The 13,991-nt window shown below is 42.4% G+C and carries 11 protein-coding genes; 3 read left to right on the forward strand and 8 right to left on the reverse strand.

Annotation, left to right across the window (positions count from 1 at the left end; translation table 11 throughout):
- Positions 1-135: 135 nt before the first annotated feature.
- Entirely contained in the window at positions 136-828 is a 693-nt protein-coding gene (locus GPA07_RS16290) for an MgtC/SapB family protein (protein WP_008355809.1), read from the forward strand.
- A 44-nt stretch (positions 829-872) separates the two neighbouring features.
- Here GPA07_RS16290 and GPA07_RS16295 read toward each other — a convergent pair whose 3' ends face one another.
- The 6 genes from GPA07_RS16295 to GPA07_RS16320 all read right to left on the reverse strand — a co-directional run bounded on the left by GPA07_RS16295 (position 873) and on the right by GPA07_RS16320 (position 8,847).
- Positions 873-1,880: a phosphotransferase enzyme family protein gene (locus tag GPA07_RS16295; protein WP_071167938.1), complete on the reverse strand. Its 1,008-nt coding sequence runs from the start codon at positions 1,878-1,880 to the stop codon at positions 873-875.
- A 169-nt stretch (positions 1,881-2,049) separates the two neighbouring features.
- Positions 2,050-3,237, reverse strand: a complete 1,188-nt coding sequence (locus GPA07_RS16300; protein WP_008355806.1) for a CamS family sex pheromone protein — start codon at positions 3,235-3,237, stop codon at positions 2,050-2,052.
- 15 nt (positions 3,238-3,252) lie between these two features.
- A complete protein-coding gene (gene ligA, locus GPA07_RS16305; RefSeq protein WP_008355804.1) occupies positions 3,253-5,259 on the reverse strand; it encodes an NAD-dependent DNA ligase LigA in 2,007 nt (668 codons plus the stop codon).
- A 44-nt stretch (positions 5,260-5,303) separates the two neighbouring features.
- Positions 5,304-7,526, reverse strand: a complete 2,223-nt coding sequence (pcrA, locus tag GPA07_RS16310; protein WP_157292981.1) for a DNA helicase PcrA — start codon at positions 7,524-7,526, stop codon at positions 5,304-5,306.
- Between the two features lie 57 nt (positions 7,527-7,583).
- Positions 7,584-8,276 carry a heptaprenylglyceryl phosphate synthase gene (locus tag GPA07_RS16315; protein ID WP_157292982.1) on the reverse strand — a complete coding sequence of 231 codons (693 nt, stop codon included), beginning with the start codon at positions 8,274-8,276 and terminating at the stop codon, positions 7,584-7,586.
- 346 nt (positions 8,277-8,622) lie between these two features.
- Positions 8,623-8,847 carry a hypothetical protein gene (locus tag GPA07_RS16320; RefSeq protein ID WP_008355798.1) on the reverse strand — a complete coding sequence of 75 codons (225 nt, stop codon included), beginning with the start codon at positions 8,845-8,847 and terminating at the stop codon, positions 8,623-8,625.
- A 147-nt stretch (positions 8,848-8,994) separates the two neighbouring features.
- On the opposite strand from GPA07_RS16320, the gene GPA07_RS16325 reads away from it, so the two are divergent.
- A complete protein-coding gene (locus GPA07_RS16325; protein WP_157292983.1) occupies positions 8,995-10,575 on the forward strand; it encodes an FMN-binding glutamate synthase family protein in 1,581 nt (526 codons plus the stop codon).
- 461 nt (positions 10,576-11,036) lie between these two features.
- Here the strand turns inward: GPA07_RS16325 and GPA07_RS16330 are convergent, their stop codons facing one another.
- The gene (locus GPA07_RS16330; protein WP_008355795.1) at positions 11,037-11,351 is read right to left on the reverse strand and encodes a YerC/YecD family TrpR-related protein; all 315 of its coding nucleotides are present in this window, start codon (positions 11,349-11,351) and stop codon (positions 11,037-11,039) included.
- 532 nt (positions 11,352-11,883) lie between these two features.
- A complete protein-coding gene (locus GPA07_RS16335) occupies positions 11,884-13,626 on the reverse strand; it encodes an adenine deaminase C-terminal domain-containing protein (protein WP_071167941.1) in 1,743 nt (580 codons plus the stop codon).
- Positions 13,627-13,751: 125 nt separating this feature from the next.
- Between GPA07_RS16335 and GPA07_RS16340 the strand changes: the two genes are divergently transcribed.
- Entirely contained in the window at positions 13,752-13,973 is a 222-nt protein-coding gene (locus GPA07_RS16340; protein WP_008355790.1) for a YgaP family membrane protein, read from the forward strand.
- Positions 13,974-13,991: the final 18 nt, after the last annotated feature.

The following is a 13,991-nucleotide window of genomic DNA, read 5'->3' on the forward strand; positions in this document are numbered from 1 at the left end:
ACTCTCTTCATTTTTTAATAAAATGCTTTTCTTTCTCCCGTTTCTGAATAAAATAGAAGTTGTGGCAGCCATATAGGCTGTGAGAAGATCATATACATGATGTGAAACGTACATGAAGTGAAAGGAGCGATACGCATGTTTTGGACAATTGAATGGGATACGGTCTTAAAATTAGCCGTTGCCACCTTAATCGGTTTGATTATCGGTCTTGAACGCGAGCTGAAGAAAAAGCCGCTCGGTTTAAAAACGTGTATTGTCATTGCTGTCAGCTCCTGCGTATTAACCATCATCAGCATTGATGCAGCCTACAATTTCCCTAGAGTCTCTAAGCTTCAAATGGACCCACTCAGGTTACCGGCGCAAATTATATCTGGTGTTGGTTTTATTGGAGCAGGTGTGATTCTGCGTAAAAGCAATGACGTCATCTCAGGTCTTACGACATCTGCGATGATCTGGGGAGCAGCAGGACTTGGGGTTGCAACAGGTGCAGGTTTTTATAAAGAAGCCTTCCTCAGCCTTTTCTTTATTCTGGTGAGTGTCGAATTTTTACCTTGGCTCTTCCAGCGAATTGGACCGATTCGCTTACAGGAAAAAGAAATCCGCATCAGAATGTCACTTTCTGATCGCAACCGCATGACAGACATTTTGAAAGAAATGAAAGCACTCAATATTCGCATTCATTCCGTACGTATTGATGATTTAAAGGAAAAGGACTATCCGATCATGGAAGTACGCGTACGTGTGCATAAAGATCGCTATACAACCGATGTGTACTTTGATATTAAAGATTTAGAAGGTGTTGTCGGCGTGAAGTGTGATACGGTGTAGTATCAAAAACTCCCTTGCTGTTTCAAACGGCAAGGGGGTTTCTTTTATTGCGCCAGCTGATGAAAGTCAAAAGGCGTCACTGGTATATTGTCCTCAATTTCCTTTCGAAAACGCGCCAGCATGGCGCTTTCGTCAGCGCTTAGTGTTTGGAGATCAAATGCTTGATGTAAAAGCCCATAAATAAGCATATGACGCAGCATAAGAAAATCTGGTATTGTTGCCAGCCATGCGTCATCAAGCTCATGCTCCTGTCGATAGCCTTTGAGAAAATGGCTCATAAATTCAGCGGTAAATTCAGCTTTATCCTCATACGGAATCACCGGATACCATAGAACGTTGTATAGCAAAATGCTCATATCGTTGATAAACCAGTGATATCCACAATCATCAAAATCAAATGCAATGATGTCTCCCTGATGATAATGGAAGTTCCCATGATGTAAATCGGCATGCACCAGTCCATAGACATCCTTGGATATCGGGAGCTGGTGAAGCTTTTGCATCAGTTCATCTTTTCGCTGCAGCACAACCGTTTGATCAGAAGGAATATATGATTCAAGCTTTAATTGCTCTTCTTCATACCACTCTTGACGCTTATAGCGAGGATCTTTCACTTGATATTGTTTGGTCGCTTGATGCATGCGCCCTGTATAAGCACCTAACGCCTGAAACAATTGTCCATTCCAATCCGTTTCCGTCACTTTTCTGCCCGGTGCTTTTTCATATGCACGCAGCAAAAAAGCGCCTCCTGCTTGATCGGGAATCACTTCAACATCTTTTCCTCTTGCTGATAAGACCGGTTTAGCTACTGAGATGCCATGATCAGATAAATACCGAATCCAGTCCATTTCTCCTAAAATATACGGGCATGAACGGCGAATGGTATGGGTGATTTTTAATATATAATTCACCCCATTTTTAGCCTTATATTCATACACATCATTTTCTGCATCGGCTAGAAATGTGACTTGTTCTGGGTGAAAGTCATATAATAGAGCCGCTTTCTTTAAGACCATTTGTTCATTGTATCGCGCTTTTACTTCTTTATGCATGCTGATTCTCCTTTTGTCGTCTATTTACTTATACATGACGGTTATCAGCATTTATACGAGCATCAACATACCTGCCTTTCCTTTTGGTTTCTTCACATACTTTGACAAACGTTTAAAAAATCCCTCTTATTTGAAAAGAAAACCGCCTTAGAGGCGTGGCGGCTTTTGATTAATCATATATATGGACGGTTGGTTCTTTGTCTTCAGCATTTTTCGTGATCAGGGCTTCTTGTTGATCAGAAGATGTGATGTTGATTTCTATATTGGTGCTCTTATAGTAATCCATCACTTCACCTGTTAAGTATTGCGTGAATGCTACGACTTCTGTTTTTCCGTAGAATTGCATTGGAATTTCTATTTTCATTTTTTGCAGGCTTCCGTTTTTATAAAAGCCTGTACCTACCACACCTGTGTAATTTGGGAAGTAGTCTTCTACCTTTGTCTTGAAGCGGTCAAATCGTTCTGAATCGTCTTTGTAGGTGCTTGTTGCATTATCTGAAGGGAAGAAAACATTCTCTTCTTTGATCGTATCCCAATTGCCAATATCAGATGAACCTGCTTTCACATCGGTTTTGGCGATAAAGTTTCCTGGTACGATAGACGATTTTGGTGCTTGTTTATAAAGGGCGATCATGACAGGCACTTTTTGCAGCCCATCCATTTGACGAAGTCGTTTGATGACTTTCTCAGCGATTTTTTCACCCTCCGCTAAAAGCTTCTTAGAATTTTTCGATGAATCGATGGTTACCTCTTGTTGAGGATCTCCGACATTTTCTCGATAATAATATACAGAGTTTAGCGCAAGACCAATGACGACTCCGCCAAGCTGTAAGCTGTTTTTATCTTTTCGAATTAAGTAATTATGCTCTAGCATCGAAGCCAAGTAGATTGGACTATTTTCGTTTTTGGACTTCGTTGAACCTGAGTTTGGAAGAGCAGGGTTTAATCCAAGGTTCTTAAAGTTTTTATCTTCTTTTTCAGCTTTTTTCAGATCACTGCCTGTTTTTTTGCGCGCCAGCCAGCTGAGAACGGTATCCTCATCTAAATGCTGTCCTTCTTGGAAAAGATAGTCGTTTGTATTAAATGATTCTGTCGCCAGGCGCATCAGTCCTGTTTCAAATTCATCAATATCTAAGCGTGTATTGAGACGCTCTGCTGTTAATCCTCTTGCAGCACCTTCTTTAAACGGCAGCACCATTTTGTAATACGAATCAGAGATATTGTACATTGGGATGATGGCTGTTTCTTTCGTTTCATCCGTTTTTTGTGTAACCTCTTCCTCGTCTTTTCCCCCAAAAGGTGCACACGCTGACAATACCAGTGTGAGCATTGTCAGCAGCAATAGCAACTTTTTCAATAGAAAACACTCCTCTTATTTCTTTAGCTCCTCGAGCATTTTGGCTTCATCCCATATTTCAATATTGAGTTCTTCCGCCTTTGTCAGCTTACTTCCAGCTGCTTCACCGGCAATGACTAAGTCTGTTTTTTTACTCACACTACCTGCTAACTTGCCGCCTAATGCTTCGATCGCCGCCTTTGCGTCGTTTCGAGACATGACCTCCAGCTTCCCGGTCAGCACAATGGTTTTGCCAGCAAAGTAGGAATCACTTTCCTCTGCTTTCACAGGCTTTGGTCCTGTGTAGGTCATATTGACTCCAAGTTCTTTAAGTTCATTTAGCAGATCCAGTATTTCTTCTTTCTCAAAGTACGTGACGACTGCATCGGCCATTTTTTCACCAATTTCATCGACTTCGAGTAATTGTTCTTTCGTCGCTTGTTTTAACTGATCGATATCCTCGAAATGCATCGCCAACGTCTTCGCCGCTTTAGAGCCGATAAATCGAATGCCGAGTCCAAACAGTAATCGTTCAAGAGAGTTTTCTTTCGATTGCTCGATCGAACGCAGTAAGTTATCGACCGATTTCTCGCCCATTCGGTCAAGTTGAATGAGCTCCTCTTTCGTTAATCGGTAAAGATCAGACACCCGCGACACGAGCCGTTCTTTGAAAAGCTGTGTAATGACCCGTTCCCCAAGTCCATCAATGTTCATGGCATTGCGAGACACAAAGTGAATGAGGCCTTCACGTATTTGGGCGGGACATTCTGGATTGATGCACCGCAGTGCTACTTCTCCTTCGATTCTCACTAATTCACTTTGACATTCTGGACATTCAGCCGGCATGTGAAATGGCTTCTCTTCTCCTGTACGCTGATCGACAAGGACGCCTACGACTTCAGGAATAATATCGCCCGCTTTCTTCACGATGACTTGATCAAGAAGACGAATATCCTTTTCTTTGATCAAATCTTCATTATGAAGAGAAGCACGCTGCACTGTTGTCCCTGCCACCTTTACAGGCTCAAGTATCGCTGTTGGTGTGATGACGCCTGTACGCCCGACATTTAACTCAATATCAAGCAGTTTCGTCACGACTTCTTCAGCAGGGAACTTGTACGCAATCGCCCACCTTGGACTTTTTGCTGTGAAGCCTAGTTCTTCCTGCTGAGCCAAGGAATTGACTTTAATGACAATGCCATCAATTTCATATGAGAAATCCGCACGCTTTGTTTTCAGTGTTTCAATGAGGTCGATCACTTCTTCAATTGTTTGACACGTCCGTCTTTCTTTGTTCGTTTTAAAACCAAGCTCATCGAGAAGATCAAGTCCTGCACTTTGCGTGTCGACACCGATTTCATCAAGCTCCGCTATACTGTAGACGAAGATATCCAGATTTCGTTTCGCTGCAATTTTCGTATCAAGCTGACGAAGTGAGCCGGCAGCCGCATTACGCGGGTTGGCAAACGGTTCTTCTTCGTTTTGTAATCTTATTTCATTTAATGCTTCAAAAGAAGGTTTGGGCATAAATGCCTCGCCTCTCACTTCAATCGACAGAGGACGATTGATTTTGAGCGGAATCGAACGAATGGTCTTAAGGTTTTCGGTAATATCCTCACCAATTGTCCCATCACCACGCGTGGCACCTCGAACAAACACCCCATTTTCATAACGGAGAGAAACAGCGAGTCCGTCAATTTTCAGCTCAACATTGTAAGCGACGTCGTCACCGACTGCCTGACGAACCCGGCGGTCAAAATCAAGAAGATCCTGTTCATGAAACGCATTGCCAAGGCTGAGCATCGGCGTGCCGTGACGTACCTTTTGAAAGGCGTCTAAAACAGCGCCTCCTACTCTTTGCGAGGGTGAATCCGCTGCTTTTAAATCAGGGTGTTCTTCCTCTAGAGAGATCAGCTCACGCATCCGCGCATCATATTCAGCGTCAGGAACACTTGGACGATCCAGTGTGTGATATTCGTAGTTGTATTGATTCAAAATCTGGTGCAGTTCCTCGATCCGGCGTTTCGCTGCTTCTTTATCCATCTGCTTCTTCCTTTCACTTCATCCGTTTTATCACTTCTATAGATTTATTGCTTCTCGATTGGCGCAAATGCTGCGAGGAGCCGCTTAATGCCTGTCGGGCTTGGGAACGCAATATCAAGCTCTGTGCTGTCTCCGCTGCCTTTCACACTCACAACCGTTCCAACGCCCCATTTTTTATGAGCAGCTTTATCTCCCACAGCCCAGCCAATACTGCCGCCGCCTGTGTTTTGAATGGTTTGCGTTTGCGGACGTGAAACAGGGCCCCGTCTTTGCGGTCTTTCTCTTGTTTGGCCAAACGGTGTTTTCGTTTCTTTTTTCTCATTTAGGTTGTCCAATAAATCAGCTGGTATTTCTCTAATGAATCTTGATTCAAGGTTCATGTTCGTCCGGCCAAATAATGTTCTCATCTTAGCGCTTGATAAATAAAGCTCTTCTTCGGCCCGTGTGATCCCTACGTAAGCAAGGCGGCGCTCTTCTTCCATCTCTGCATCTTCCATTAATGAACGACTGTGCGGGAAGACGCCTTCCTCCATCCCCATTAAGAACACAACCGGGAATTCCAGCCCTTTTGCTGCGTGAAGGGTCATTAAAATAACGGCATCATGATCTTCTTCCTCATTCTCATCCAGCTTATCAATGTCTGCCACAAGAGCGAGGTCTGTCAGGAAGGTGACAAGTGATTTGTCTTCATTTTGTTCTTCAAAGTTCTTTGTGACAGATAGAAACTCATCAATATTCTCTAAACGGCTTTGGGCTTCAATCGTTTTTTCGATCTTCAGCGCTTCACGGTAGCCTGTTTTCTCTAAGATCTCTTCCGTTAATTCTGTGACAGATAGATATTCCTGCATGTTTGTCATTTGATCAATGAGCTGTTTGAACTCATCAAGTGCATTGGCTGCCCTTGCACTGAGTCCAATGAAATCCACCTGACCAAGTGCTTCGAACATAGAGAGATCATTCATTTCTGCATATGCGGCAATTTTATCAACAGAGGTCGCCCCAATTCCGCGCTTTGGTACGTTGACAATGCGCATAAAACTAATATCGTCATCTGGGTTTGCCACAAGGCGTAGGTACGCCAAAATGTCTTTGATTTCTTTTCTGTCATAGAACTTCGTGCCACCGACAATGTTGTATTGAATGTTTGCCTTCATTAACGTTTCCTCTATGACACGTGACTGAGCGTTCGTTCGATAGAGGATCGCAACATCAGATAATTTTCGCTTTCCGCTTTGATGAAGCTGGCGAATCTTTCCTGCGACAAACTGACCCTCGCCAAATTCATTATCTGCTCGATAATAAGCAATCTTCGCTCCTTCGTCATTTTCTGTCCAAAGGTTTTTTGGCTTACGATTTGCATTGTTTTGGATCACCGTATTTGCAGCGTGCAAAATGCGTTTCGTTGATCTGTAATTTTGTTCAAGCAGAATCACTTGACTCGTTGGATAATCCTTTTCAAAGGAGAGAATGTTCGTGATATCTGCTCCGCGCCAGCGATAGATTGATTGGTCTGAGTCACCGACGACACAAATATTTTGAAAGCGCTGAGCCAGCAATTTCACGAGCATGTACTGCGCTCTGTTCGTATCCTGATACTCATCCACATGAATGTATTGGAATTTACGCTGGTAATGCTCTAATACTTCAGGAATTCGCTCAAACAGTCTAATCGTCATCATAATCAAATCGTCAAAATCGAGTGACTGGTTTTTGAGTAATCGTTTTTGATAATCTGTATATACGTCACTGACGACTTGATCGTAAAAGTCACCGGCTGTTTTTGCGTATTCTTCTGCATCAATGAGTTCGTTTTTTGCACTGCTGATCGATCCTAAAATACTGCGTGGATCAAACTTTTTCGGATCAATATTTCGTTCTTTTAAAATGTTTTTAATCACAGAAAGCTGATCAGATGTGTCTAATATGGAGAAATTGCGATTCACACCAATTCGATCAATATCGCGTCTTAAAATCCGGACACACATACTATGAAACGTCGAGATCCAAATGTCATCTGCACCGGGCCCTAAAATCGCTTGGACACGTTCACGCATTTCACGTGCTGCTTTATTCGTAAACGTAATCGCTAATATGTTCCACGGAGCTACATGCTTTTCTGCCATCAAGTAGGCAATTCGATGTGTGAGCACCCGTGTCTTTCCGCTTCCTGCACCTGCCATCAACAGCAAAGGCCCGTCTGTTGCTTTGACCGCTTCCCTCTGCGCGTCATTCAGCCCTTCTAATAGATGATTCGATATTTCATTCATTCCATTCACCGCCAATTCGAACTTATGTTCTATTTTAACCTGTTTCGTCTTGTTTGACTATGATGACTTTTTGACTGCGTCGACTGTCTTTAATGCTTCTTTGAAATTGTCATAAATGACGTTCCCTACAACTACAACGTCTGCATACTGCGAGAAGTCTTTTGCCTGTTTTGCGTTCTCAATGCCGCCGCCATAAAAAAGAATTGTTTCATGAAGCACTGCCTTCGTTTCTTTCACAAGCTCTATATCTCCAAGCATTCCGCTGTATTCTAGATAAAAAATGGGCAGCTTCATCAAATGCTCTGCCACTCTTGCATATGCCCTTACGTCATCAATATCCAGCGCTGTATTTGCCTCTGTGAGCTTGGCCGCCTTACACTCTTCGTTTAAGATGACATATCCTTCCGGCACAATCTCTTCCATTGACATCAAATCACCGAATTCCTTCATCGCGTCCTTATGAAGCCCAACAATCCAGTCAGGATGAGAGCTGTTTAAAACGGTCGGGATGAAATACAGATCGAAGCCCGGCACAATCATCTCATGTGTTGAGATTTCGAGCACACAAGGCACTAGAAACCGGCGGACCTTTGACATCAATTGAAGCACATTGTCCTCTGTTACATTGTCACTGCCGCCAATCAATATGGCATCCGTCCCAGATTCGCAAATCGCTTCTAGCTGTTCATCGGAGATTTCTTTATTTGGATCGAGTTTAAAGACATGCTTCCACTCGGTAACATCATACATGAAAAACGTTCCTCCATTCGTTTCATTCCATTTAAATATTATAACAAAATCAGGCACCGCAAAAAACGGGTAACCTCCTTCAGCTAAAAGTTTCATTCTTTTGAAAATGAGTGGCGGGGATTTTCGTTGCAAATGCTGAGGAACGGCTCAAAAAAAGCTCACTTTCACAGGAGAGGTTTTGAGGATGTTTTCACTCCATATACGTTTTACAGACCAGAATGTGCGCTCAACCTATTATTTTTCAGGCTTAGAAAACCTCATGATCAAGGATTGATCGGTTTTCAACAGGTCGAGCCGCCAACATAAGAAAAACCGTTTTGATTGATTCAAAACGGTTTTTTTAAAACTATTGTCTCACTTCATTAAAATAATGGACAGATGTCATAGCCCCTTCATCGACCATCTTGTTATCTTGAATATCTAACGGATCAGGGTGTCCGGCTTTGTCAGGCACCTTTTCATTTGACCGGCACATGCTGACCCATTTTTTCAGATGCTGTTTATTTTTAACCGCTAATAACACAGCACCTCCAACCCCTAATCCAGCAAGTACGTATGGACGCTTATTCATGTATGCTCCCTCCCCATTTGATCTTATTTTTAAGTTACCCCGCCTTTTTATTTCTAAACGTCACAATATGTTGAGCCTGTCATGTGGTTTCTCTTTGCACAAAAGGTGGAATAACAACAGCAATGAAAGAGAAAAGAGGGGATGTATGTGACAGCAGCTTTCATTGTCATAGGCGCACTAATCGTTATTTGTTTGATTGTACCCATGATTCTACTCATATGGATTTGGATGAGAGATGAGAAACAAGAAGAGCATTCTGTTCTGCGAAATTATCCGGTCATTGGAAAACTGCGGTTCATTTTTGAAAAAATAGGACCAGAGCTTCGCCAGTACCTCTTTCTTAATGACCGAGAGGAACTTCCTTTTTCAAGAAGGGAATATGAACAAGCTGTCATGTCCGGAAAATACAAAAGCCGTACCATGGGATTTGGGTCAAAACGAGATTTTGACAAGCCTGGTTATTATATTCGTAACGTCCTGTTTCCAAAACAGCGAGATGAGTTACGTATCGATCAATCAGAAAACATTCAAACAAAAGTGTATGAGATTGATCAAGACAATCTACTGCGAAGAAGTGAACATGTGAAAGAAGTCGAAGCAAAGCCTTATTTTCTCCACGAAGAGGATGTGCAAGTCATTGGTGAACATACGTGTCAAAAACCCTTCCGCGTCAAGGGACTCATTGGTCAATCAGCCATGAGCTATGGCTCCTTAGGCGACCGGGCGATTACCGCTCTATCCTCCGGCTTAAAAATGGCTGGCGGCACGTGGATGAACACAGGTGAAGGTGGCCTTTCCCCTTACCACTTGAAAGGCGGCACCGATATTATTTGCCAGATTGGTCCTGGTCTATTTGGGGTTCGAACGGAGGATGGCGCATTTTCATTCGAAGAGTTTAAGAAAAAAAGTGAACATGATGAAGTAAAAGCCTTTGATCTCAAACTGGCACAAGGAGCGAAAACACGCGGCGGTCACATTGACGGAGAAAAAGTCACAGAAGAAATTGCCCAAATCCGCAAATTACCGCCTCATCAATCAATTGACAGCCCAAACCGGTTTGAGATGTTCAACTCTATTCCTGACATGTTTGATTTCATTGAACAACTGCGAAGCATTGGCGGAAAGCCAGTTGGAATCAAGCTTGTGGTCGGACATAAGGAAGACATTGAGGAGCTTGCTCTCTATATGAAAAAAAGCGGAAAGCACCCTGATTTCATTACGATTGATGGCGGAGAAGGCGGCACTGGGGCGTCCTTTCATGAATTGGCCGATTCCGCAGGCCTGCCCATTTTCACCGCACTGCCAATGGTCCATCAAATCTTGAAGGAATATGGGGTTCGAGATCGACTCAAGCTGTTTGCTTCTGGTAAACTTCTTTCTCCTGATAAAATTGCAATTGCCCTTTCCATGGGTGCGGACTTTGTGAATATCGCAAGAGGTCTGATGTTTTCAGTCGGCTGCATTCGGGCGCAAGTGTGCCACACGAATAAATGTCCAGTAGGTGTTGCGACCACTGATCCAAAGCTGCAAAAGGGCTTATCCATTGAAGAAAAGAAATACCGAGTCTGCAATTATATCCTGTCACTTAGAGAAGGATTGTTTAATTTATGCGCAGCAGCTGGCATTGAATCGCCTATTCATTTTAATGAGAAACATATTATTTTCCGAAAAGAAAATGGTCAAACAAGTGAAGTGCCGATGTTTTCTGGTACACAGCAATCTATCTAGCTTTAAATAAAGAAAGACAGCGTTCGTCTTCTTGCTGCTGAAAAAAGGATTTACCAAAGGCGTAAAATCACGAAAAGCTCTTGTTGAAATGTTTGCATACTAACCTATTAAAAAGAGCCGTCATATCAAAAGCGGCTCTGTTTTCAATCATCAGCTATTGGACGTTTTGGTATTCTTTTTTTTCATCAAGTAAACTACTACTGAGATAATGACTACGGGTATTACAACAAAAATACCAACACCGATCATGGTATTCCAAGGCATGTTTACTCTCTCCTTTCATTAAAGGTTCATATCATTTAAACCACGTGCTCATTGTTCGCGTTTGTTACCACAGATGCTTTTGTCCACATATTTATTTCATTATTGCAGATCAAAAGGGAATTTTCACAGCGATCTACATAAAAAAACTGCAAACAAATCCATTTTCGTGACCAGGATTGTTTGCAGTAAAAGCTGCTTTATTTTGTTTCGTCCGTTGATTGCTGCTCTGCTATGCGGTCAAGTGCCATTGTATAGGCATCATTGCCGTAGTTCAAGCAGCGTTTGACACGTGAGATGGTGGCTGTACTTGCACCTGTTTCCGTTTCAATTTTATGATACGTGTTTCCCTCGCGAAGCATACGCGCTACTTCAAGACGCTGTGATAAAGATTGGATTTCATTGATGGTACACAAGTCATCAAAGAATCGATAGCATTCTTCCAGGTCTTTAAGGGATAAGATGGAGTTGAATAACTGATCTAAGCTTTTGCCCCTTAATTTATCAATTTGCATCTTTATACATCTTCTCCTTTACTATTGGCACACCGTTTCGCATGAAACTCTTAGAGAAAGCGGTATCTTTCCTGACTAATTTTTTTCAACCTCAGCAATGAGCTTTGAACGAATCATGACAGGTTTGGTTCTACGCTGAAAATGCCGTCAGGTTCTTTCGTAAGCCGAAGCTTCTTTATCGTAAACAAATTCGACAAGTTTTGTCATATTCCTTGTGCGACAATCTGACAAACTTGTTTGCTTCCGATATCGAGAACACTTCTGCTCTGTTAGGTCTGCCCTAAAAAACAGTATGTGTAGAAAGCTCGGCGAGACGACAAACCTTCGCCCCGCCTTACTTGATCAATCAAAATATGTTGGCCGGCCAGCGTAACCGACAGATTCATTTTACAATTAGGACACTTCATTCGTCATGTCAAAGCCCTCTGCTTTGTCACCATATGTTAGCAGCGAAGAGATCCTTTACTCACTTCTGCCCTATAACAGCGGCCAGAAATCAGGCAAAGATGATACAGCTCCACTCTGTTATATTTTAACGCATTATAGACGGAAAGAGTACAGTTTTTTTCATGACATCAAATATTCCTCTTGGTGTCACTCGAATATACGGCAAATGTGTGCTTTGGAAAAAGACAAGTGTATCAATCGGACAGTCAAATGGATACCCGCGCTCAATGAGCAGCTCACGTAAGGTTTGCTCCTGCTGAAGAACCGTCTCAAACGATTCAGCTGATGCACAGCCTGATAATTGCAGCGGGATTTCATGCAAAATCTTTCCGTTCTCTGTGAGTACGATCCCTCCGCCGATTTCTTTCATTCGCTTATGAGCCAGCATCATATCGTCTTTATTTTTCCCGATGACTAAAATGTCACCAGTCGTTGAAAATGAGCTGACAAACCCTTGTACCTTGTTTGCAAAGCCTTTTAGCATTGTATTCACACGCCACTCGCCTTTTCGATCAATCAGGCTAAAGAAGCTTTGATCATGGTCACATGACAGCTGGTTCACAGAGTTATCAATCTCCACTGTATAAGGCTCCATGATGACGGCATTTCTCATTTTGACCCCAAGCGGCATAGAGAATTGCAAGTCGCTCATCGTCAGATCATAGCCTAAGTCTAGCGGCTCGAGCCCGCCATTTTCCCATTCTGTCTCTTGAAATTGATGCTGGTTCTTCCCTTCTAATTTAAGAATCACGCCTTTAGAAATAACCGTCTCAGGATTTGGGTTCATCGGATCATCTAAAATATTCAAAGAGGCCAAGCGCCCAGGACCGACAACGCCTAATAGGTCATCAATTTGATAGTATTTCGCAATATTAAAGGTCGCCATATTGTACGCATCCATGATAGGCACACCTTCTTTAAGGGCAATTGAAATTAAACGATTGATCATGCCTTCTTCATAAAAATGAGGTGCTGACCCATCTGTTGTATAGAAAAAGTGATCATAGTGTCTGAAGTCACGCTCATGCAATTCTCTTAATATGTTCACTAAATCTGGGCGGATGGAAGAATGACGCAGGGAAACATGGTAGCCAAGAGACAAGCGTTTCAACACATCATCTGCATTCATCGCTTCATGATCACTGTCCGCTCCAAACAGCTTCATTTTTGTTAACGTTTTCTCAGAAGCTCCGGGAAAATGCCCTTCTATTCGTTTTCTCTGCTTCTTCGTTTCTTGCATGCAATATAAAATGAGATCATCACCGTCCATTAATCTAGGCCAGCCTGTTAATTCGCCGCCTTGAAGGACATCCGGATGATCAATCCATTCCTTGCGATAGTTAATTGGAAGCATCTCATCTTCATACCTTACTTCGGTTTGAAGATCGTATCTGGACCACCAGAAATACTGAAATGGCTGCTTTTTTAATTCACACAAAGTGGAAAGCGCTTTCTTTTCATGGCTCTGCAAAAGAAGAAATAAGTTATCGCTGACCATCGTTGTTGTGCCAAATTGAGACACATATTCTGCAAGTGATTGGGGATTATAAATATGGAACGGATGCGCGTGAGGCTCAATATACCCCGGCACAATGTATTTCCCTTCACAATCAATCACACGTTTAGCTGATTTATTTTGAGGAAGCTCTGCTCCGACATAAACAATTCGATCATCATGTATCCAAATATTTGCCTTCACCCATTGTTTCAAAAACGGGTTTAGCACGAGTCCATTCGTTAAAAGGAGTGTTGGAACTATTTTTGAGTCGACTACATCGATTTGTGTGCGGATGTCATTGTTTCTCCAATTAAAAGTACGTTCGGACATTCACATACTCTCCTTCATTTGTATTAGCCCTATCGTAACATAACGAACCACGTTACGCATTAATGAAACGTTACAATTTCTTGAAATCACACTTAAAATAATTTAAAAAAGGAGAATTACCTTCAATGAAACCTAATCTTGGCTTAATGGAAGCGCTCATGAGAATTGCCTGCGGAATGACGATATGTACAGTGGCTGGATCTTTATATGCTAGAAAACCTTGGAGTAAAATGCTGCTTATTGGCATCATGTTTGGCGGTATGAAATTGGGCTCTGGTATTCTTCGTTTTTGTCCAGTGACCTATATGTGTGAGCAGCAGTACACACATAAAGAGAAGGCTGAGTGAAACAGCCTTCTTTTTTTG

The sequence above is a fragment of the Bacillus sp. ms-22 genome, from assembly GCF_009759805.1.
Classification (GTDB): domain Bacteria; phylum Bacillota; class Bacilli; order Bacillales; family Bacillaceae; genus Bacillus; species Bacillus xiamenensis.

What these genes read in the sequence shown, in the direction of transcription:
- GPA07_RS16290 (WP_008355809.1), top strand. Translation starts at nt 136, where the DNA reads ATGTTTTGGACAATTGAATGGGATACGGTCTTAAAATTAGCCGTTGCC.
- GPA07_RS16295 (WP_071167938.1), bottom strand. Translation starts at nt 1,880, where the DNA reads ATGCATAAAGAAGTAAAAGCGCGATACAATGAACAAATGGTCTTAAAG.
- ligA (WP_008355804.1), bottom strand. Translation starts at nt 5,259, where the DNA reads ATGGATAAAGAAGCAGCGAAACGCCGGATCGAGGAACTGCACCAGATT.
- pcrA (WP_157292981.1), bottom strand. Translation starts at nt 7,526, where the DNA reads ATGAATGAAATATCGAATCATCTATTAGAAGGGCTGAATGACGCGCAG.
- GPA07_RS16315 (WP_157292982.1), bottom strand. Translation starts at nt 8,276, where the DNA reads ATGTATGATGTTACCGAGTGGAAGCATGTCTTTAAACTCGATCCAAAT.
- GPA07_RS16320 (WP_008355798.1), bottom strand. Translation starts at nt 8,847, where the DNA reads ATGAATAAGCGTCCATACGTACTTGCTGGATTAGGGGTTGGAGGTGCT.
- GPA07_RS16330 (WP_008355795.1), bottom strand. Translation starts at nt 11,351, where the DNA reads ATGCAAATTGATAAATTAAGGGGCAAAAGCTTAGATCAGTTATTCAAC.
- GPA07_RS16335 (WP_071167941.1), bottom strand. Translation starts at nt 13,626, where the DNA reads ATGTCCGAACGTACTTTTAATTGGAGAAACAATGACATCCGCACACAA.
- GPA07_RS16340 (WP_008355790.1), top strand. Translation starts at nt 13,752, where the DNA reads ATGAAACCTAATCTTGGCTTAATGGAAGCGCTCATGAGAATTGCCTGC.